At 69.3% G+C, this 21,073-nt stretch carries 19 protein-coding genes; 10 read left to right on the top strand and 9 right to left on the bottom strand.

The window, feature by feature from the left end; genetic code table 11:
• Window positions 1–27: 27 nt before the first annotated feature.
• The 4 genes from Y958_RS20895 (at window position 28) to Y958_RS20880 (ending at window position 3,269) form a co-directional block, all read left to right on the top strand.
• Complete coding sequence (locus Y958_RS20895; protein ID WP_211098634.1) at window positions 28–564, top strand: DUF3291 domain-containing protein; 537 nt, start codon at window positions 28–30, stop codon at window positions 562–564.
• Between the two features lie 119 nt (window positions 565–683).
• On the top strand, window positions 684–926 hold the full coding sequence (locus Y958_RS20890) for a hypothetical protein (RefSeq protein WP_088873793.1): 243 nt from the start codon (window positions 684–686) through the stop codon (window positions 924–926).
• Between the two features lie 304 nt (window positions 927–1,230).
• Window positions 1,231–1,839 (top strand): hypothetical protein, encoded by a 609-nt coding sequence (locus Y958_RS20885; RefSeq protein ID WP_088873792.1) that lies wholly within the window; start codon window positions 1,231–1,233, stop codon window positions 1,837–1,839.
• 215 nt (window positions 1,840–2,054) lie between these two features.
• Entirely contained in the window at window positions 2,055–3,269 is a 1,215-nt protein-coding gene (locus Y958_RS20880) for a glycoside hydrolase family 27 protein (RefSeq protein ID WP_088873791.1), read from the top strand.
• A gap of 40 nt (window positions 3,270–3,309) precedes the next feature.
• Here the strand turns inward: Y958_RS20880 and Y958_RS20875 are convergent, their stop codons facing one another.
• Together Y958_RS20875 and Y958_RS20870 are read right to left on the bottom strand one after the other, a co-directional pair.
• Window positions 3,310–4,407, bottom strand: coding sequence for an alpha/beta fold hydrolase (locus tag Y958_RS20875; RefSeq protein ID WP_088873790.1), 1,098 nt, complete (start codon window positions 4,405–4,407; stop codon window positions 3,310–3,312).
• 112 nt (window positions 4,408–4,519) lie between these two features.
• On the bottom strand, window positions 4,520–5,881 hold the full coding sequence (locus Y958_RS20870) for a chloride channel protein (protein WP_088873789.1): 1,362 nt from the start codon (window positions 5,879–5,881) through the stop codon (window positions 4,520–4,522).
• 255 nt (window positions 5,882–6,136) lie between these two features.
• On the opposite strand from Y958_RS20870, the gene Y958_RS20865 reads away from it, so the two are divergent.
• Window positions 6,137–7,963, top strand: coding sequence for a tetratricopeptide repeat protein (locus tag Y958_RS20865; RefSeq protein ID WP_088873788.1), 1,827 nt, complete (start codon window positions 6,137–6,139; stop codon window positions 7,961–7,963).
• Between the two features lie 41 nt (window positions 7,964–8,004).
• Here Y958_RS20865 and Y958_RS20860 read toward each other — a convergent pair whose 3' ends face one another.
• Complete coding sequence (locus tag Y958_RS20860) at window positions 8,005–8,346, bottom strand: BufA1 family periplasmic bufferin-type metallophore (RefSeq protein WP_088873787.1); 342 nt, start codon at window positions 8,344–8,346, stop codon at window positions 8,005–8,007.
• Between the two features lie 178 nt (window positions 8,347–8,524).
• On the opposite strand from Y958_RS20860, the gene Y958_RS20855 reads away from it, so the two are divergent.
• Window positions 8,525–10,777: a tetratricopeptide repeat protein gene (locus Y958_RS20855; protein WP_088873786.1), complete on the top strand. Its 2,253-nt coding sequence runs from the start codon at window positions 8,525–8,527 to the stop codon at window positions 10,775–10,777.
• 107 nt (window positions 10,778–10,884) lie between these two features.
• The gene (locus Y958_RS20850) at window positions 10,885–11,568 is read left to right on the top strand and encodes a lipase family protein (protein ID WP_088873785.1); all 684 of its coding nucleotides are present in this window, start codon (window positions 10,885–10,887) and stop codon (window positions 11,566–11,568) included.
• A gap of 34 nt (window positions 11,569–11,602) precedes the next feature.
• Here Y958_RS20850 and Y958_RS20845 read toward each other — a convergent pair whose 3' ends face one another.
• The 6 genes from Y958_RS20845 to Y958_RS20820 all read right to left on the bottom strand — a co-directional run bounded on the left by Y958_RS20845 (window position 11,603) and on the right by Y958_RS20820 (window position 16,150).
• Complete coding sequence (locus Y958_RS20845; protein ID WP_088873784.1) at window positions 11,603–11,803, bottom strand: helix-turn-helix transcriptional regulator; 201 nt, start codon at window positions 11,801–11,803, stop codon at window positions 11,603–11,605.
• Between the two features lie 48 nt (window positions 11,804–11,851).
• Window positions 11,852–12,256 carry a hypothetical protein gene (locus tag Y958_RS20840; RefSeq protein WP_186291382.1) on the bottom strand — a complete coding sequence of 135 codons (405 nt, stop codon included), beginning with the start codon at window positions 12,254–12,256 and terminating at the stop codon, window positions 11,852–11,854.
• A 108-nt stretch (window positions 12,257–12,364) separates the two neighbouring features.
• Window positions 12,365–13,126 (bottom strand): substrate-binding periplasmic protein, encoded by a 762-nt coding sequence (locus Y958_RS20835; RefSeq protein ID WP_186291381.1) that lies wholly within the window; start codon window positions 13,124–13,126, stop codon window positions 12,365–12,367.
• 210 nt (window positions 13,127–13,336) lie between these two features.
• A complete protein-coding gene (locus tag Y958_RS20830; RefSeq protein ID WP_088873782.1) occupies window positions 13,337–14,215 on the bottom strand; it encodes a protein phosphatase CheZ in 879 nt (292 codons plus the stop codon).
• Entirely contained in the window at window positions 14,215–14,598 is a 384-nt protein-coding gene (locus Y958_RS20825) for a response regulator (protein ID WP_004271341.1), read from the bottom strand. The genes Y958_RS20830 and Y958_RS20825 overlap by 1 nt, the downstream gene beginning before the upstream one ends.
• A 283-nt stretch (window positions 14,599–14,881) precedes the next feature.
• A complete protein-coding gene (locus Y958_RS20820) occupies window positions 14,882–16,150 on the bottom strand; it encodes a glycosyltransferase (RefSeq protein WP_088873781.1) in 1,269 nt (422 codons plus the stop codon).
• A gap of 164 nt (window positions 16,151–16,314) precedes the next feature.
• Between Y958_RS20820 and Y958_RS20815 the strand changes: the two genes are divergently transcribed.
• The 3 genes from Y958_RS20815 (at window position 16,315) to Y958_RS20805 (ending at window position 21,023) form a co-directional block, all read left to right on the top strand.
• The gene (locus Y958_RS20815) at window positions 16,315–16,998 is read left to right on the top strand and encodes a hypothetical protein (protein ID WP_088873780.1); all 684 of its coding nucleotides are present in this window, start codon (window positions 16,315–16,317) and stop codon (window positions 16,996–16,998) included.
• Window positions 16,999–17,144: 146 nt separating this feature from the next.
• Complete coding sequence (locus Y958_RS20810; protein WP_186291380.1) at window positions 17,145–17,702, top strand: FKBP-type peptidyl-prolyl cis-trans isomerase; 558 nt, start codon at window positions 17,145–17,147, stop codon at window positions 17,700–17,702.
• Window positions 17,703–17,888: 186 nt separating this feature from the next.
• On the top strand, window positions 17,889–21,023 hold the full coding sequence (locus Y958_RS20805; RefSeq protein WP_186291379.1) for a ligand-binding sensor domain-containing diguanylate cyclase: 3,135 nt from the start codon (window positions 17,889–17,891) through the stop codon (window positions 21,021–21,023).
• Window positions 21,024–21,073: the final 50 nt, after the last annotated feature.

The raw sequence follows: 21,073 nt of genomic DNA, 5'->3' as shown, positions 1-21,073 counted from the left end.
CTGAACCAAATTTACGGGGGGGTGACCGTGGAGGCCCGGGGAGAGACGGGGGCCGCGGCGGGCGGCTGGCAATTGGCGCAGATGAACGTCGGCACGGCGCTCTATGCTATGGACGACCCGCGCATCGCCGATTTCGTGAACCAGTTGGACGAGATCAACGCCCTGGCCGAAGACAGCCCCGGCTTCGTCTGGCGCCTGCAGTCGGACAGCGGCAACGCCACCGACATCCTGGTCAGCGACAATCCGCGGTTCCTGGTGAACATGTCGGTGTGGGCCTCGGCTGAGGCGCTGTTCGATTACGTTTATAAATCCACCCATCGCACCGTCATGGCGCGGCGGCGGGAATGGTTCGAACGGCCCGTGGACATGTACCAGGTGCTGTGGTGGGTTCCCGCCGGCCATCGCCCTACCCCGCAGGAGGGGTTGGAGCGTCTGGCCCATCTGGAACGGCACGGGGCCACGCGCCACGCCTTCACCTTCAAGCAGAAGTACCCGCACCCGGCCGCCCCGCCGGCGGCGCCCGAGGACATGGCGCCGGAACCGCATTGCGTCGGCTGGGAGTGAGCGCGCCCCCGGAAGGTCTCATTAAATCCCGGGGGGCGGCGTTTTTTCGCCACCTTTGGGCGGTGTCATGAAAGTGCCCGGCGAGGCCGGGACCTGTTCATGTTGAAAGGATCGAGACCATGCCCGTCCTGACCCGCCCCACCACCAGCGCCTCCCCGTCCGTCGGTCCGTCCTGGCGTCGTCGCGGGATCGCTGCCCTGGCCCTGGTTTTCGGCCTGGCGTTGGCGCCGTTCATGACGGCCGGCAGCGCCCAGGCCGAGGTGGTCCATCACCGCGTGGTGCATCACCGCCACCATCATCACCACCATCACCATGTGCACCATGTGGCGCATCACGTCCCGGTGCATCATCCCCATGGCTAAGGCCGGGTGATGGCGGCCCGGAGCCGACTCACTTTTGCGGGGTAACCCTCGCCCGTCGGCCGGCCATCCGCCTCTGAAGGAACGCCCCGGCGGAACTTTACGGTTCCCGGGGCGTTTCTATATCCGTTCCGCCCCGCCTACCCGCCGGCCCCGGTTCCGGGGTTCGGCCCATTCCAGGGGTTCCGTTGGGCAAAGGACATACCCCCGCCCGGATCACATTGTTTGCGGTGTTGCGACGTTTTTTCGCCACCATTGGGCGGTCCCCTGATGTCACGCCTTTCTTACAAGGAATGGAGGACGACCCATGTTCACGAAGTTGACCACCGCGGGCTGGGCCCGCACGGCGACCGCGCTGACCCTGGCCGCCGGCCTGGCGTCCGCCCCCGTGTTGAGCGCTGCCGCCTGGGCGCAGACCGCGCCGCCCGAGGGCACGCCCATGCCGGGCACGCCGCAATCCGAGGATACCACCCGCAGCGGCACGCCGTCGACCCTGCCGCCGGCGCCGGATGCCACCAGCCCCAGCCCGTCCAATTCCCACGGCCTGCCGGGCGACCGCGCCGGGATGGGCCAGCAGCCGGGCCAGCAGCCTGGTATGAACCAGCCGGACGTTTCGTCGCCGTCGACCATGCCCCCGGCCCCGTCGGACCAGAGTGGCTCCATGTCGTCCTCGTCCGGCCAGGCGGTGACGGAGAAGCCGCCCGTGGTGCAGCCGCTGCCGCCGCATGACCCGAACGACGACAAGGGCAAGGCCGCGAAGTCGTCCAAGGCCAGGAAGTCGGCCAAGCACACCGCCCAGAAGAAGACCGATCCCGGCCAAAGCCCGGAGGAGGCCGCGCCGCCGCCCCCGGCGCCGTCCAGCCCGGATAGCGGCACCACCGGTTCGACCAGCCAGCCGGACAATCCCCGTCTGTAAGGTACGGCCGGACGCGCGCCTGTGAGGCAACCGTCCATCTCCCTTCAGGCGCGTTGTGCGAAACCCCCGGGGCCGGTCCCCGGGGGTTTTGTCATAGCCACATGTCATCGAATGATTTTTCAAAAAGGCTTATTTATCCTATAAATTTCGCATGGCGGTGCCGACCGTCCAAAAAGGCCCCCGGGCTATGGGGCCGATCACTTGAGGAACGTCCCATGCGAAGAATGCTCCTGGCCCTGGCGGCCTTGCTCGTCGTGCCGCTGTTGATGCTGGCCCACCCGGCCAAGGCGGATGACCCCAAGGATGCCGAGCCGCCGCGCCAGGCCAACGGCCTGGCCTTGACCCCACCCATGGGTTGGAACACGTGGAACAAGTTCGCCTGTGACATCAATGAGGACGTCATTCGCAAGGCGGCCGACGCCATGGTGTCCTCCGGCATGGCCGGCGCGGGGTACAAGTATGTGGTGATCGACGACTGCTGGCACGGCGCCCGTGACGCCCATGGCGATATGCAGCCCGACCCCGTCCGCTTCCCTTCCGGCCTCAAGGCCCTGGGCGACTACATCCATTCCAAGGGCCTGAAGTTCGGCATCTATTCCGACGCCGGCAAGATGACCTGCGGCAAGCGGCCGGGCAGCCTGGGTCACGAATACCAGGATGCCGCCCAGTACGCCGCCTGGGGCGTGGATTACCTGAAATACGACTGGTGCTACACCGGCACGCTGGACGCCAAGGCCGCCTACACGCTGATGAGCGACGCGCTCAGGGCGTCTGGCCGCGACATCGTCTTCAGCATGTGCGAATGGGGCACGGCCAAGCCTTGGCTGTGGGCCCAGGCCGTGGGCAACCTGTGGCGCAGCACCGGCGACATCTATGACGGCTGGCAGGGCAAGAAGGGCTATTCCCTGGGTGTCATGGACATCCTGGATCTGGAAGCCGACCTCTATCCCTATGCCGGCCCCGGACATTGGAACGACCCCGACATGCTGGAGGTCGGCAACGGTGGCATGACCGACACGGAATACCGCGCGCACTTCAGCCTGTGGGCCCTGCTGGCGGCCCCCTTGATCGCCGGCAACGACCTGACCAGCATGAGCCCGGCCACCAAGGCCATCCTGACCAACGCCGAGGTCATCGCCGTGGACCAGGATGCGCTGGGCGCCCAGGGCCGCCGTGTCGCCAAGCAGGGCGATGTGGAGGTTTGGGCCCGGCCGCTGGCCAGCGGCGACCGCGCCGTGGTGCTGCTGAACCGTGGCACGGCGCCGGCCAGGATCACCGTCAACTGGGCGGATCTGGGCTATCCGGCCAAGCTGTCCGCCAAGGTGCGCGACCTGTGGCTGGCCAAGGACCAGGGCACGTCCAAGGGCGGCTACACCGCCGAGGTGGCGCCGCATGGCGTGGTCATGGTGACGGTGCGTCCGGCCGTTTAATTACCTGTGGGCGCTCCGCTCCGACGGGGCGCCCACCCGATCAGTTCTTGGGCGTGGTGCGGGCCAGCAGGTCGGCCAGCTTGTCCTGCCACAGCACCGCCCAGGTGTGGCTGCCGTGGCCGTGGGTCTGGTCGCTGGCAGGGATCAGGATGAACTGGCCCTTGGGGATGCGCTTCACCAGCTGTTCGGCCAGGCCCAGTTCCGGCGGATTGATGAAATCGTCGCCGGAATTGATCCACAGCACCGGCGCCTTGATCGTCTCCAGCTTGGGGGACGGGTCGTAGAAGCGTGATGCGTCCAGCTGATAGATCAGGTCATTGGCCTCCATCCCGCTCACGTCCAGGATTTTCTCCACCGCGGCGTCAGCCGCCTCGCGGGTGGGGTAGGCCTTCTGCATCTGGATGGGGGCGCTGCCGGCGATGGACAGAAGGGCGGCGGCCGTGCGCAGGCCTTCCGTCGGCTGGGTCTTGTATTCGCCGCCCTGCCAGGTGGGGTCCTTCTTGATGGCGGCGATGGACATCTGGCGCCACAGGCGGTTGCGGCCGGCGATGGCTTGCGGCAGGCACGCCAGCGGCATCAGCGCGTCCATGGCGTCGGGGTAGGTCTCGCCCCAGACGAAGGCGTGCATGCAGCCCATGGACGTGCCCATGACCAGGCGCAGATGGTCCACGCCCAGCCTGGTCACCAGCTGGTGTTCCAGCGCCACCATGTCGTCGTAGTCATACTGCGGGAAATGGGCGTGCAGGCCGTCGCTGGGCTTGCTGGACTTACCGTGGCCCACATCGTCGGGCAGGATGATGTAATAGCGCGCCGGGTCCAGCACGCCGCCCGGCTGGAACAGCACGTCGCTGAACTGCGGGCGCAGGAACTGGGCGCCGGTGCCGCCGGTGCCGTGCATGATCAGGATGGCGTTGTCGACATGACCCTTGGCGTCGCGGTGCGGCGTGCCCAGGGTGGTGTAGTGCAGCCGCACCTCGGGCAGGGTCTCGCCGGTCTTGAACTTGAAATCCTTCACTGTCACGTCGCCTTCCGTGGTGACGGGCTTTACGGGCTCGGCGGCGAAGGCGGCGGCGCTTGTCAGCAGGGCGGCACCCAGCAGCAGGGGCGCGCAAAAAGCGCGGGCGGCGGATCGGATCATGGCGTGAAGGCTCCAGGCGGGGTTCTTATCGTATGCAATATACGTCGGCATTCACCCAACCCGGTATATTCCGTTGGTCGGTCCCCGTCCCTGGGGCGCGACCGTGCCAGGGTCAGCGGGCGGCGGACGGTCCCCGGGCGGCGATGGCCTTGTGCGCCCGGTCCAGGAATCCGTGGGACAGGGCGTGGTATACCGCCTCCGCCCCCATCATGCGGGCGGCGCCGCAACCGATCAGGCTGCCGGCCATGATGGGCACGGCCATGGCGTGGTTGCCCGTCATCTCCAGCACGATGACGAAGGCGGTGATGGGCGCCTGCACCACGCCGGCAAAATAGGCGACCATGCCCACCAGCACCGCGACCTCGGCATTGGCGCCGGGCAGCAGATGCCCCAGTTCCGCACCCAAGCCGGCGCCCACGGCCAGCGAGGGGGAGAAGATGCCGCCGGGAATGCCACTGACGGAAGACAGGGCCGTGGCCAGCCACTTGGCCGGCCCGAAGATGGGGGACACCGCGGCCGCGGCTTGCGGATGGGACGCCGCCTCCAGCAGGGCCTTGGCCTGGGCATAGCCGGTGCCATAGGTGTCGCCGCCGGTGGCCAGGCCCAGCAGGGCCAGCGCCAGGCCGCAGAAGGCGGCGAAGGGGATGGGATGGGCCTTGATCCAGCGCCCGGCGCGGCCGGCGTGGCCTGGCCAGTGGCCGACACCCTTGGCCATGCGAACCACCACGCGGCTGAAGGCGCCGCCGGCCAGGCCACCGACGACGCCGCACAGTGGCACCAGCGCCCAATCCTGCCAGGTGGCCATATGGGCCGTACTTTGCCCGAAATAGAGATAATCGCCCTGGATGGCCAGCGGGGCGGCACCGGCCACGGTCACGGCGGCCAGCACCAGGGCGCCGGTACGCATGTCGAAGCCGCGCCCCATCTCCTCGATGGCGAAGACGATTCCGGCCAGGGGCGTGTTGAAGGCGGCGGCGACGCCGGCGGCGCCGCCGGCCAGCAGCAGGCCGGGGAAGCGTCCGCCGAACGTGGCGCCCACCCGGTGCATGAGCGAGGCGCCCACCTGCACCGTCGGCCCCTCGCGCCCGATGGAGGCGCCGACCGCCAGCCCCACCAGGGTCAGCACGATCTTGCCCACCGCCAGGCGGATTGAGACCAGGGCGGTCCGTTCCCGCTGGTCGCGCAGTTCCCGGGCGGCAATGGCCTGGGGTATGCCGCTGCCGCCGGCATTGGGGAAATAGGCCCGCGTCAGCCAGGCCGACAGCGCCAGCCCCGCAGGGGTGAGCAGCAGGGGCAGCCAGGGCCGGCCTGCGATAGCGCTACCGAACAGTTCCTGCGCCTTGTCCGCCAGGGCGGCGAAGACGACGGCCGCCAGGCCCACCAGCACGCCACCACCCCAGAATACCAGCCGCCGTTGCCACCCCTCGCGTGAAAGCCACAGGCGGCGGGTGCGTCGGTATGCTGCCATTGCCATGGGAGGGGGCCCCTTCTCGGGAAATTGTGTCTGGAGGGACGGTGAGGATGTCGATGCACCCTAGACCATGATCCGGCGGGGGGCGACCTGATCCTGCCCTTGGTAAGGTGAACGCAGGACCGTTAGCTCGTCATGCCTGCGGCCTTGGGGAGGGCCGCGGTGGCGGTTTCAATTCGGCCCGATGCCAATTGGGTCCGCTGGCTGTAAGGTGCGGCGAATTGACGGCCCCTCGTGCCTCCAAGGACGTGATCGCCCATGACAGACGTGCCCGACGCCGACGAGCGCGCCCGTATGCTGCTGGCCCAGGCGCACGCGCGGCTCGACGCGGGTGATGGCGCGGGGGCGGAGGCGCTGTGCCGTGACGCGCTGGCCCAGGATCCCGCCTGCGCCGCCGCCTGGAACATGCTGGGCGTCCTGTTGCTGCAGCGTCGGGACGCGGCAGCAGCGGAGTGCTTCGCCCAGGCCGCCCACCATGGCCCCCAAGTACTGGAGCATCACCGCAACCTCGCCGGTGCGCTTTACCAGATGGGCCGCCCGGCGGATGCCGCTGCGGCACTCGGCCGCGCCCTGTCCCTGCTGGGCCCCCATGGTGGGCTGCTGGCGGCCCTGGGCGACGCGCGGATGGCGCAGGGCGACGCCCCCGGCGCCGTCACGGCCTATCGCGCCGGGCTGGACCATCTGGCGCCCGGCCCTGAGAGGATACGGGTTCAGGGCAATCTCGTGCGTGCCCTGTGCGCCTGCGGTTGGTGGGATGAGGCGGTGGCAGTGGCGCGGGAAAGGGTGACGTTGGCGCCCGGCGCCCTCACCTGGCGCGACTTGGCCAATACCCTGCTGGTGGCCGGCCAGGTGGACGCGGCGGTGGAACCGGCGCTGACCGCCGTGGCGCTGGCGCCGGACCGGGCCGATTTGCGTGTCGTCGCCTCCGCCGTTCTGATCGATGCCAACCGCATCGACGAGGCGGCGGCGCAGGTGGCGTCCGCCCTGGCCCTGGCGCCGGACATGGCCGAGGCCCAGGCCAACCGCGGATTCATCGCGCTGCGCCGTGACGACGCCGTTGGGGCCGCCGCTGCTTTCCGCGCCGCCCTCGATGGCACGCCCGCTGGCGGTGGCCTTCCCTTGGCCGCCCTGCATGAAGGCCTGGGCACGGCCCTGCTGCGCCAGGGCGACATCGCCGGTGGCGCCCCCCATTTCGCTTGGCGCTATCGGACCCCGGGCCTCGGGCCGGCGCTGGCCGGCATACCGGTATGGGATGGCGTGGTCCGGCCCGGTGTCGCGCTGGTGGTGACGGCAACCCAGGGACTGGGCGATGTCATGCACTTCATCCGGTATGCCCCGTTCCTGCGCCAGGCGGGCATGCGGGTCATCTTTCGGGGCATGGGTGCCTTGGTGGATCTGCTGAACGCATCCGGCCTGGTGGAGGAGGCGGGGCCTTTGGCCCAGCTGCTGCCGCCGGATGCCGCCTGGGTGCAGGCAGATTGCCTGGCGCTGCTGCCCCTGGCGGCGACGTCCCTGGGCTTCGCGTCTGATACCGTCCCCTATCTGGTGCCGCCACCGGACGCCGTCCAGCACTGGGCGGGGGTGCTGGATGGCCTGCCGCCGTTCCGCGTGGCGCTGGTGTGGGCGGGGGCGACCCGCCTGTCCTACCACCGCCACCGGGCGCCGCGCCTGGCGCCCCTGCTGCCGCTGCTGGACGATCCGGCGCTGGCGGGCCGGGTGGGCTGGGTCTGCGTCCAGACTGACGATGGGCGGCGCGACCTGGCGACGGTGGGTGCCGGCTTGGCCGACCGGACGGATTTCCTGGATTTGGGCGATAGGCTGCGCAGCCTGGCCGATACCGCGGCCATCCTGGCACAGGCGGATCTGGTCATCGCGCTGGACACGGGCGTGGCCCACCTGGCCGGGGCCCTGGGGCGTCGGCTTTGGCTGATGCTGGATACGGGCAGCGAATGGCGCTGGTTCTTGGGGCGGGAGGACAGCCCGTGGTACCCGACCGCCCGCCTGTTCCGGCAGCGGCGCCCCGGCGACTGGCCTGGCGTGGTCGCGGATATGGCGGCGGCGTTGCGCGCCCAGGTCGCGGAATAGCGGCGGGGCGGCCTGGATGGCCCGTCCCCGCCGCCGAAATCTTACTTGCCGTCCTTCGGCGTGCCGGTGCCGTTGAACGCCTCGGTCTTGCCGCCCATGCTGGCGCAGGTGCCGGCCTTCACGGCCTTCCAGTCCTGGCCGTCATAGTTCTTGGTGGACTGGCCAGCGCAGGAATGGCTGCCGGAGGCGTTGGCGCAGCTGTTCTGTCCAGCCTTGGAGATGCCATAGCACTTCTCGGTGGCGTCGGCGGCGTGGGCCGGGCCGGCGAACGCCGCCAGCGCCAGGGCGCCAGCCAGGGCCGCCGCGACGGTCACGGCCGTCTGCGGCGTGGCAGGATTGTCGGCGGCCTGCCGAACGGCAGGCGAAACACGGGATTGAGACATGGGCCTTCCTCCTGTTGGGACCGGGTGACGGCCGTGTCGGCCCCTCCGGCTAGGGGGAAGATAAGGGCAGGCGGCGATACTTGCAAAACAGCCTTTAGCGCGGATCGTGCGACAAAACGGATAGTATCGTGCGTGCAGGTCTCGAAAGACGGGAAAGCCTGAAGGAAAGCCTCCGCCCATGACCGACACCTTCCAAACCGATGACCTGGTCCGTTACGCCGTGGGCCTGCACAAGGCCGGCAAGCACGAGGCGGCGGAGGCCATTTATCGCCAGGTCCTGACGCGCGATCCCGGGCGGGGCGATGCCGCCCACCTGCTGGGTATGCTGCTGGCCCAGACCGGCCGCCTGAAAGAGGCGGAGTCCCACATCCGCCAGGCCCTGACGCGCTTCGACGCCATGGCCGATCTGCATGCCAGCCTGGGCCTGGTGCTGGCGGACCTGGAACGGCTGGAGGACGCGGCGGCCAGCTGGCGGCGGGCCCTGGCGCTGGCGGCACCCGGCACACCCTGGGTGCGGGAGGTTGCGGCGCGGCTGGCCGCCGTGCCCGCGGTTCCCGCACCGCCGCCGCAGGGGGATGCCGTGGCCCTGCTGGCCCTGGCGCGGCAGCGGCTGCGCACGGACGACCTGGGGGCGGCGGAAGCCCTGTGCCGCGAAGCCCTGGCTGCCGACGGCACGTATGCCGACGCCTGGAACATGCTGGGCGTGCTGGCGCTGCAGGTGCGGGATGAAGCCGCTGTCGAGCATTTCGCGGCGGCGGTGCGGCATGCGCCCCAGAATGTGGCCCACCACAGCAACCAAGCCGTCGCCCTGTATCAGCTGGGTCGGCCGGCCGAGGCGGCAGAGGTGATCAACAACGCCCTGACGGTCATCGGCGCGCGCGCCAGCCTACTGGCCCAGTTGGGTGACGCCCGCTTCGCCCAGGGCGACAGCTTCGCCGCCGCCGCCGCTTATCGGCTGGCGCTGGATTATCTGGCGCAGGAACAGGCCCGGGGGATGGTCTCTGGTGTCGACGCCCCCCGCGTCCAGGGCAATCTGGCCCGGGCGTTGTGTGCGTGCGGCCTGGCGCGCGACGCGGTGGCCGTGGCGCAGGCGCGGGCGGCGGCGGTGCCGGGGGTAGACGCCTGGCGCGACCTGGCTATCGCCTTGCTGGCGGCGTATGACCCGGAGGCCGCTCTGGCGCCCATCCTGCGGGCAGTGGAGGCGGCGCCGGAACGGGCGGACCTGCGCGTGACTGCGGCGGCCGCCTGCATCGACGCCAACCGCGTGGATGAGGCGGCCGTCCATGTGGCCGCCGCCCTGGATCTTGACCCCCACTCGGCCGAAGCGCACGCCAACCAGGGTTTCCTCGCGCTGCGGCGCGGGGATCCCGTGGCGGCGGAATCCTGTTTCCGCACGGCCCTGGACCATCATCCGCCCACGCGCGACGCCAACATCGCGGTGTTGCACCAGGGGTTGGGCATGGCCCTGCTGCAGCAGGGGGACGTCGTCGGCGGCGCCCCCCATTTTGCCTGGCGCCGGCACATGCCCGGCCTGGGGCAAGGCTTGGCCGATGTGCCCGCCTGGGACGGCGTGGTGAGGTCAGGCACCCATCTGGTCGTCACCGCCACCCGGGGGCATGGCGACGTGATGCAGTTCATCCGCTATGCGCGGCCGCTGCGGGCGGCGGGCATGCGGGTGGTGTTCCGGGGCATGGATATCCTGCTGGACCTGTTGGCGGCCTCCGACCTGGTGGAAGACGTCGGCACCCTGCGCGACCCCTTGCCGTCGCCCTGGCCAGGGCACCAGTGGATGCAGGCGGACTGCGTGGCCCTGCTGTCCCTGGCGGGCACGGGCTTGGGCTGGGCAGCGGACACGGTGCCCTACCTGGCCCCGCCGGCCGATGCCGTCGCGCGCTGGGCCGGCGTGCTGGACACCTTGCCGACGGTGCGGGTGGCGCTCAGTTGGGCGGGCTCGACCTTGTTTCCCTATCACCGCCACCGGGCGCCCCGCTTGGCACCCCTGCTGCCGCTGCTGACCGATGCGCGCCTGGCTGGCCGCGTGGGCTGGGTGTCGGTACAGACGGATGACGGCCGCCGGGATCTGGAAACGGTGGACCTGCCCCTGGCGGTGCGCGAGGACCTTCTGGACGTGGGCGACGGTCTGCGCAGCTTCGCCGACACCGCCGCCATCCTGGCCCAGGTGGATGTGGTCATCACCCTGGACACCGCCGTGGCCCATCTGGCCGGCGGCTTGGGCCGGCCCCTGTGGCTGATGCTGGACACGGGCTCGGAATGGCGTTGGCTGACCCGGCGGACGGACAGCCCCTGGTATCCCACCGCCACCCTGTTCCGCCAGGCCCGCCCCGGCGATTGGCCCGGCGTGGTCGCCGCCCTGGCGGACGCGCTGTCGGCCCATGTGGGGGCGTCCGGGGTGGGGCCGCTCCATAGGTAAGAGCCACGGGTCAACTTGACTTGATGCCCGGTCTTTTGGGTTAGGGTGCCATCATGGCGCTTGAACCGTTTCGTCTCACCGCCAATCGTTTAAGGGGTGAGGTGGCGATGCGGGATCTGACGGACGTTTTCGATCGTACGGGGGCGGTGCACTGCCCGTCGTATCGCGGCCTGTGGGGCGAGATCTGGTCGCTGCCCAGCTATCATCCCGCGCCGCCACCGCCCCTGCCGGCCGGCGACCGCACCGTCCTGGTCATACCGGCCTTCCTTACCACCGATCTCTTCACCCAGCCTTTGCGCGCCTTCCTGGACCGGTGCGGCCATGCGCCCCAGACCTGGGGGCTGGGCATCAACTGGGGGCCGACTGCGCCGGCGCGTGCCGGCCTGCGCCGCCGGCTGGATGAGATCTGCGCCGTGACGGGCACGACCATCGATGTGGTGGGCATCAGCCTGGGCGGCCTGCTGGCCCGCGACCTGGCGCAGCACAGGCCGGACCAGGTGCGTCGCGTGGTCACCATCGGCAGCCCGGTGCGCTTGCCCACGGCCACACCCCTGGAGCCCCTGATCCGCCTGATTGCCCGCCATTATCCCGAGGATTTGGAGCCTGGGCAGCTGTCCCGACCCCTGCCCATGCCCACCACCGCCATCTACAGCCGCGACGACGGCGTCGTCGCCTGGCAAAGCTGCTGGGTGCCGGAACCGCAGGGCCGGGTGGTCGCCGTGGATGGCGCCCATGTCACCATGTGCCGTAATCCGGACGTGCTGCGCGCCGTGGCGGAAGCGCTGGCCTGAACTCGTGTGACAGTCCCGATTCTGAACAGCCCCGTCAGGGCGTCGCGTCGTCGCGGAAGATCATCTCGATGGGCAGGCCGAACAGGCGTCCAATCCTGAAGGCCAAGGGCAGCGACGGGTCGTAGCGGCCCGTCTCCAGCGCGTTGACCGTCTGGCGCGACACGTCCAGCCGGCGGGCCAGGTCGGCCTGGGTCCAGCCATAGCGGGCGCGCATCTCACGCAGGCGGTTGTTCATACGGGAAGCCCTTTGTGATGGCGGCCCTTCCCATTACGGGTCGGGGCGTCACTCCTCGTCATTCTCGTCCCCCTCCGGTGCCTGCAGCCAGCGCCCCAGGAACTGACCCACGACCAGCAGCAGCACCATCAGCGGCCACACCGTGAACATGGACAGGCGCGGAAAGCCCGCGACCTCAAGGAAGCCGTAGGTGAAGGTCAGCAGGGCGGTGCCGGCGAAGGCGAAGCCGATGGCGATCAGCTGCACCCGTCCCTCTTCCGGCCCACTGCGGCGCAGGTGGCGCACCACGGCCCACCAGATGCCGACGCAGGCTACCATGGGGGCGAAGGCCACCACGGTACGGGTGCCGCCCTGGACCCAGCCGTTGTTCAAGGCCATCAGGGCCAGGGTCATCAGCAAGCCGTAGGCCAGCAGGGCCACGACGAATTCGATGAGATAGCGTTTGCCGGGCATGCGTGGGGATCCGTTGGACGGGCGGGGGCTATCCCCCGGAGAATACAGACAGGTCGCTCACTCAGACAAGTATGCGCGACATGGCGGTGTCGTTGCCTCGGTGGCGCATCACGCGTCGGTGATCAGGGTGTTCAGGGCGTCCAGCCGGTCGGCCAGGGGACCGTCGCGTCGGATCAGCATGCGGATTTGCACGCGCGTCAGCGCAAAGGGCAGGGGCGCCAGCTCGCCCGCCAAATGCAGCGTCTCCAGCAGATGCAGTCCGTTGCGATGAACCAGGACGCAAAAATCCGCCCGGCCGTAGCGCACGCGCTGCAGCATGCCCTCCGTCGTGCCGCTGCGTTCCAGGTTCAGGCCACGGGACTCCAGCGCGTCCATCTCTGCGCCATAGGCGCTGCCCAGCGGAGCAACACCCGCGCGGCCGAACAAATCGGCGACGGTGCGGTAGCGCCCCACATCGGTACTGCGCACGAAGGCGCGCACGTCGTCACCGGCATAAGGGGCGGTATAGAGCATGCGGTCCGTGCGCTCGGCGTTCCACAGGGCGGAGACCAGCAGGTCCACCCGGCCGTGCTCCAGCGCCGCCAGTGCCCTTTGCCAGCGGCCGAACGTCAAAGGTATGGCCGCCAGCCCCAGGTGATCCAATGCGGCCTGCGCCTTCTCGGCCCCCAGGCCACGGAGCCTATCCCCCTCCTCCCAGCTATAGGGGAACCAGGCGGGGTTGCCGCCAATGCGGACGGCGGGCGTTTGCGCTCCAGTCTGCCGCGCAGCCGTGGCCCATAGCGCAGCGCCGCCCAGGACGCCGCCAAGTACCCCGCGTCGCGGGATCACGCCGGCGGCGGTGCCTTTCGCACCGGTTGCCGTAATCCTCATCTGCCCCATCCGGCCCCGCCCTCCTGGACGGCCGTCCGCCGGCCGCACCGTCGGGGGCGCTATTCGTTCGTTTGCAGGATGGCAAAGGATCGCAGGCCTGTCGCCCGGGTTCTCGGCCCGTCAGCAATCTTTCATGGGGCGTTTTAGACGTGGACCGGCGGCCGGCCGCAAAAGCGAACCCCCGGATGCGGGGGGCATCCGGGGGCGGTCTTACGGGAACATGTCGTCCACGGCGCTCTGGCTCAGCTTGCCGTCGCTGGCGGGGGGCTCTGGTGCCTTGGCTGGCTTGGGCGGCGGGGGCGGCGGCGCCACTGGCGGCGGCGCCGCGACCGGGGCGGGCGGCGGGGGCGGTGGAGGCGGCGGGGGGGCGGCCACCGGGGCGAAGCCACCGCCATCCATCAGGGCATCAACCATGTTCTGGTCGATACCGCCACGCAGGGCGGGGCCGTGCATCAGATGGCTATCGGGCCGGACGTCCTGCGGGTCGTCCATGATGGCCTCGGCCGCTTCGGTTTCCAGGCCCCAGATTTCGATCATGGTGTGCACCCGGCGCTCGATATAGCGCATGGTGTTCACGACCTTGGTCATGCGCTGGCCGGTGATGTCCTGGAAGCTGCACGCGGTCATGATCTCCATGACCTCGTTGTCCAGTTCGCTGGCCACCGCCGGCGACTCGCCGCGCAGGCGGTCTGCCACCGACTGGATACGCTCGGCCCCGTTCAGGATCTCGGTGGTGGCGTGCTCGGTCGCCTGCAGGATGGCATCCAGTTCCTCGGTCGCCAGCATGATGCGGTTGGCCGAGGGGTCGTCCGGCTTCAAGGCCGCGATTTCGCGCCGGGTCTGGGCGATGTGTGACGCCATTTCCTGCAGCTCCCGCCGCAGGATGCGGATATGGGCGCCGGAACTGTCGACCTCGCCCCCCGTCTTGGCTTCCTTCAACAGGCGGCGCACGTCGTCGATGGCGACGACGCGGCCCCGGCGGTCCCGCATGCGCAGAAAGGCACGCCCGCGCGCCGTGGACTGCAGCGCGTCCTCGATACGGGCGTATTCCTCGTCAGACAGGTCGGAAAAGAAATCCGACACAGGCATCACCCCAGCGCGCCGATGACGCTCTCGATCTTTTTCTTCAGCGTGTCGGCGTTAAAAGGTTTCACGATGTAGTTGTTGACGCCGGCTTCCTTGGCGGCAACGACGTTCTCGGTCTTGGACTCCGCGGTCACCATAATGAAGGGCGTGCCCTTCAGGCGGACGTCCGCGCGCACTTCCTTAAGGAGCTGAAGGCCAGTCATCGGCTCCATGTTCCAGTCCGAAATGACCAGTCCGAAAGTGGACGCGCGCAGCTTGGCCAACGCCTCGGCGCCGTCGGCGGCCTCGTCGATCTTGGTGAAGCCGATCTGCGTGAGCAGGTTCCTGATGATGCGCCGCATCGTCGCGTAGTCATCGACGACGAGGACCTGGATATTCAAGGACACGCAAACCCCCAAGTGCCAAAAGTTGAGCGGAGGATGGAAACAGGGCGCGGGAGAGTGCCCCCTCCGATCCGGTGGCCGGTCAGGAAATCCTGCCGGGTGGGCGTTCTGCCCGTTCCGGGACATGAAAACACTTCCCGGCGCGTCCCTTCTGAACGGCGCCGCGCGGCACTTTGGAAGGCGCCCAAACGGTTGTCAAGCATCGCCCCGGGATAGCTTGTCTCTTTGACGGAATCACCAATAGCCGACCCCAAAGGCTTGAGCGCCTTGCAACTCTTGGGCGGTCTCAGCGGCGCGGGACCAAGGCCAGGATGCGGTCGCACGCCTCGGTGATCGCGGTGTCGGCGACCAGGCGGGCGGCCACCTCGGCGCAGCGGCGTTTCATGGCGTGATCGTCGGTCAGGTGCTCCAGTGCCGCCGCGACGGCGGCGGGGCGGTAGCGGCGCATGGGCAGCTGCCTGCCGACGCCCAGGGCGACTGTCCGGGCGGCGTTGTCGAACTGGTCATGGGCCATGGGCCGGATCAGTTGTGGCACGCCGGCGGCCAGCGCCTGGCTGATGGTGCCGATGCCACCGTGGTGGACGAAGGCGGCACAGCGGGGCAGCAGGCGGCTGAAGGGCGCATAGTCCACGCGCACCACGTCTGGCGGCAGCGGGCCTGGCACCTGGTCGGCATGGCGGGTCAGCAGCACGCCGCGCCGGCCCGACAAGCGGCAAGCCTCCGCCGAGGCGGTGAAGAAATCCAGTGCCCGCGCCGTGGCGGTGCCTGAGGTGAAGGCCACGGGCGGCGGACCGGCGGCCAGGAAGCTCTCCAGCTCCGGCGGTAGGTCCATGCCGGGCGCGCTGTCGTACAAAGGGAAGCCGGTCAGGACCAGGCCGGCGGGCCAGTCGGGCTGGCGCGGCGCGTACCAGTCGGGGAACAGTCCGATGACCAGATCAGCCTGGTTCAGCCAGTCGCCCATGGGGCGGTGCACCGGCGCCAGGCCCACGGCCCGGCGGTGCCGGTTCAGCACCGCACCCAGGGTTGGGGCCACCAAAAAGTCGTCGACCAGGCGCCAGAACAGCCGCTTCAGCCAGCGCGGCGCCCGGGCACCCGGCACGGGGCCCCCATGGCGCGGAAGCGTGTGCAGGGTGCGCAGGACGGCGGGCGCCAGGTGGACGGTGACGGCGGGCAGGCCGTGGCGCTCGGCCAGCGACCGTGTGGCGAAGGCCAGCGTGCTACCCACCACAAGGGTTTGGCCAGGCACCACGGCGGCGTCCAGCGTGGCCCAGGCCGTCGCCCCCGTATGTTCCATGGCTTGGGCCATGACGCGCAGCGATCGGCTGGGATGGTTCAGGTCGGGATGGCGCAGCAGGCCGTCATAGAATTCCGCGCTACCCAGGGCGGTGAAGGGCAGTCCTGCCTGACGCGCCAGCGGCTCGAACACCGCGATGGCGAACAGGTGGGGTTCATGCCCGCGCCGTCGCAGTTCCGCGCCCAGGGCGATGAAGGGCAGGACGTCCCCATGCGAGCCGGCGGCGACGATCAGGATTTTCACGCGTGTCAGCGCCTTCATTCATGATGACGTCCCGGGCTTACCTTGGCCTTGGCGTGGCGGCAAGGGCGCTTGGGTTCTTCGTCCGCCATCGTGTAAGGGCGGCGGGCCGTTGCCTGGCCATCGTCCGGGCGCTAGGGTCCCAGCCCACATCTTTAGTTCCTTGTGAAAGGGCCACCCGCCCCATGCGCCGTTCCATCTTTCTCGCCGCCATGCTGCTGCTGTCGCCCGCCGCCCTGGCGCAGTCGGTGCCGGCAAAGTCCGCCCCGTCCAAGCCGGCGTCCGACTTGCCCGCGGGTGGCCTGCCCAAGATGGGCGGTGACTACCAGGCGGCGGAGGCCCTGACGGTCAACGGCGTACGCCAGGACCTGCGCGTCTTCCATGATCAGGGGCGGGAACGGCGCGAGATGAGGGAGGGGGGACTCAGCACCATCCTCATCCTCCGTCCCGATCGCGATACTGCCTTCGTGCTGCAGCCGGAGTCGCACATGGCGGCCCCCCTGTCTCCCCAGGATCCGGAGGCGGCCCCCGACCTGACCCGCCTTTCACAACTGGATGCCGAGGCGCTGGGCCGGGACACGCTGGGGGGTGAGACGGTGGTTCGCTACCGCGTCATTGGTACCTATGACCAGGGGGGCGGGTTCGAGGGCCAGGTCTGGTCCACGGCGGACGGCATCTACATGCGGGTCGAGGGCACGGCCAACGACGGCAACGGCCCGGTCACCATTCGCCTGGACTTGGCCGACTTGAAGCGCGGCCGGCAGGACGGGGCCCTTTTCGAGTTGCCCAAGGGCTACACCATGATGAACTTCGGCCCAATCGACGCGCCCGTTCCGGAAGGCTTGCGCGGGGATACGCCCAAGCCGTAATCCTTATCCCCGCGGGTGGGCCCCTGGGGTGGCCCTATCGGGGTGGGGGAAGCCACCGTCCAGGACAAAACAACCGGCACCGTCCGGCGTCCGGCCCTGATCTCAAGGGCGGCGGGATGGGCGGCCGGCTTCGCAGGAGCGGTTTGATGCGCGGGCACAGCTTTATCTATTCCACCCTGATCTATCCCACCCTACTGGCGGCGACGCTGGCCCTTCCGTTCGCGGCGGGCACCGCCCAGGCGCAGGTGCCGCTGAACGCCCGCCCCGCGATCGGCGGCCAGGTCGATGCCCAGCACCAGTTCATCCTGGATTATGCCAAGCAGCCCGGCGTGGAAATGTCGACCAACGGCGTCGCCTATCGTTTCCTCCGCAAGAAGGAGCCGGCCGTCGGCCAGCAGCCCAACCCCAGCAACCGCATCCGGGTGCATTACGAGGGCAGGCTGACCGACGGCACCGTCTTCGACAGCTCATACCAGCGGGATGAGACGGCCGTCATGTCCCTGGAAAAGGTGGTGAAGGGCTGGGTCGAGGTGATCCCGCGCATGCATGTCGGCGACAAGATCGAAATGGTCATCCCGGCGGAGATGGGCTACGGCCAGAAGGGCTCGGGTGACGGTGTGATCCCCGCTGGCGCCACCCTGATCTTCAAGGTCGAGTTGTTCGAGGTCCTGCCGGGCGAACTGCGCAGCAAAGGCGCCGGCTGATCGGGGGCGCGATCGTCCCGGGGGCTTGCGCGCCGGGCGTCGCCGCCTAAAGACTCTTGCGTTGTTGCGCCCAACCCCGTCACATCTTGGGACGTATGCCGTTCGGGGAAACCCGCCGGTACCAAGGGAACAGGCACGGGCAAGGTTTTGGGATCAGTCGCCGTCGTGAGCATGGGGACGACCGCCATGGGGTCGGGGCGAGTGCAGCGCCGGCTGGCGGCCGCCCTGCTCTGCGTCCTGGGCTGGCTTGGCGCCCTGTTGGCGCCTGTGGCGGCGCAGGAATACGCCTTCCGCTCTTACACCCAGGAAGATGGCCTCGCCAACTTGTCCATCACAGCCCTGGCGCAAGACGCCATGGGCTTCCTCTGGGTGGGGACCGAGAACGGGCTCTATCGTTTCGATGGTGGAAAGTTCCAGCGTTTCGGCCCTGCCGAAGGGCTGAAGGAACCTTACGTCAGCGCGATCCACGTGACACCGTCGGGCGTGCTGTGGGTGGGTACCACCGGCGGCCTGTACCGCTGGGACGGCCGCACCTTCGCCCCCGTGTCCCAGGACGGGCGGCCGGTGCCCGTATGGCAAGGCCAGAAGCTGGCATCGCTGGATGCGGGCCACCTGCTGGTGGTGGGCCGCGAGGACCTGCTGGTGGTGGAGGCGCACAGGACCGACGCCGCGCCGGGTGCCACCACCGCCGTCGCCTGGGTCGCCCGCCCTTATTTCACGCCGGACCAGAAGGCCGCCCAGCCGGCGCTCAACCGAATCCAGAGCGTGCGGGTGTTCGGTGTGGGCGAACAGGGCGGCGGCGACATATGGCTGGGCTGCGGCCAGGCGCTGTGCGAGGTTCGCCAAGGCCAGCTGAAGCTGTGGGGGCCCGACCAGGGCGTCGCTCCCGATCGCTGGGGCAATGTGCTGCGCGATGTCGACGGCACCTTGTGGGCGCGTGGTGAACACCAGGTACTGGCGCTGGCGCCTGCGGACGCCCAAGGCGAGGGCGGCCGCTTCATGGCGCAACTGCCGCTGCCCTCGACCCGCACCAACGTCCGGGTGTTCCTGCCCCTGCTGCAGGACATGGACCGCAACATCGTCACCTTCGGCGACCAGGGCCTGTTGCGCCTAGCACATCCAGGCAAGGGGCAAGCGCCGAGCCGCTGGGAGCAACTGGGCGATGGCAATGGCCTGCCGGCGCGGGAGGTCAGCGCCCTGCTGGTCGATCACGACGGCGACCTGTGGGTAGGCTCGGCCGGCTTGGGCCTGACCCACTGGGTCGGCTATCGCAGTTGGGCCAACTGGACGGCGCGCCAGGGGTTGATCCATGAATCCGTCTGGTCCTTTCGCCGTGACGGCGCCGGCCGCCTGGTCATCGGCACCGATGGCGGCCTGGCGCGGCTGGAAGAGGGGGGTGATACTCCCCCGCACATCATCCCGGCGCCCGGCGGCCAGCCCGTTCTGAACCATCAGGTCGGCAGCCTGGCGTTGGACAAGTCCGGCCGCTTGTGGGGCGGCACCTTCTCCGGCCTGCTGTTCTACCAGGATCCGGGGAAGGACGGGGCGCCGCCGGCGGCCGTTGTCGTGGCCCACCTGCCTCTGATCTTCCAGGTCTTCATCGATGCGCAGGGCCGGTTGTGGGTCATGACCCGGAAGAAGGGCCTCTACGTCATCGACAAACCGGAAGGTCCCAATCCCCAGGCGGTGCCCCTGGGTGCTGCCCTGCCCATTCCGCCCGACACCTCGGTTTCCAGCGCCTGCCAGGCGCCCTCCGGCACCCTGTGGTTCGCGACAGAGACCGGCGTGCTGCGCTTCGGCGAGGGTAAATGGACGGCGCCGGCCATCACCGGCGTGCCCCCGGTCACCCGCTTCAACGTCATCGCCTGCGCCCGCGACGGCAGCCTGTGGCTGGGCGGGGAGACCGTTCGCCTGGCCCATGTGCAGGAGCCGCCAGACAACGCGCCGGGGGCCGGCACCGGCGTTCTGCAGCCTGTCGGCGACGTGACCGAGGATCTTGTGGGCGACCGCCAGGTGCTGGGTCTCCTGGAGGACCGGCGCGGCTGGATGTGGCTGGCCACCGACAGTGGTGTGCTGGTATGGAATGCTGGCGCCCTGCGCCAATACAGCCACGACACCGGCCTGGTGTGGAACGACTGCAACCAGAGCGCCCTGATCGAGGATGATGACGGGACCCTGTGGGTGGGCACCAGCAAGGGCCTGACCCATATCACGCGGCCGGATCTGCTGTTCAACCGGCCGGCGCTGGTGACGCGGGTGACGGGCATCGAACGCAACGGCATGGCCTTGCCCACGGATGGCAATTTCGAACTGCCCTGGGATACTGCTCCTCTGACCTTCCACCTGACCACGCCCAGCTTCCGCAGCCGGGGTGGGCAAATCTACCGCTATCGCCTGAACGGCCTGGAAAGCGACTGGAACGTGACGGCGGCCGAGGAAATCCGCTACTCCGCCCTGCCGTCGGGGACGTACGAGCTGGAGCTGGTAGCCCGCAACACGGCGTTGCAGGCCATGGCCCCCGCCATCCTGGTGCCCTTCAGCATCCGGCCACCCTGGTGGCAGACCAAGTTGTTCTTCGCCGGCTGCGCCCTGTCCGTGGTCGCGATCGGTGTCGCCATCTACCGCTGGCGCACCCATGCCGACATGCAACGGCGGCGCACCCTGGAGATCCTGGTGGAGGCGCGGACCCGGGAGTTGGAGGCGTCGCGGGAGCAGCTGCGCCAGTTGGCCATGTACGACAGCCTGACCCATCTGTGGAACCGCCGCGCCATCCTGGATTTGCTGGAGTTGGAACTGGCGCGGCGGCGTGAGGATGCGTCGCTGACCGTGGTGCTGGCCGACGTCGATCACTTCAAGCGCATCAACGACACTCACGGCCATCCCGCGGGCGATGCCGTGCTGGTCGAGGTGTCGCGCCGGCTGTCCGCCGCCGTGCGCAGTTACGACGCGGTTGGCCGTTACGGTGGCGAGGAATTCCTGATCCTGTTGCCCGGGCTAGGGCGAGAAGACTGTGGGGAGGTGCTGAACCGCCTGCATGGCGCCATCTCCCTCAGCCCCATCGCCTTGGGCGACGTGCCTGCTGGCATGGTCCAGGCCCATGAGGAAGGGTGGCCTGAGGCCGCGCCGGATGTGCACGTCGACGCCTTTGGCGTGAGCGTAACGGTGACCTGCAGCTTTGGCGTCATCTCCGTCGGGCCGAAGTCCAGCCATGGGCCCACGGGGGTGCCGCCGCTGGAGGAAATCATCAAGCGGGCGGATCAGGCCCTGTACCGGGCCAAGCACCTGGGACGCAACCGGGTGGAGTACGCGACTGGAACGTGACCGCCCCACGCGTGTGAAGATGGGCGGGGAAAGCCGGGGGGCACGCCATG

The sequence above is a fragment of the Nitrospirillum viridazoti CBAmc genome, assembly GCF_000730165.1.
Classification (GTDB): domain Bacteria; phylum Pseudomonadota; class Alphaproteobacteria; order Azospirillales; family Azospirillaceae; genus Nitrospirillum; species Nitrospirillum viridazoti.
This window is presented reverse-complemented; position numbering and strand designations above follow the sequence as displayed.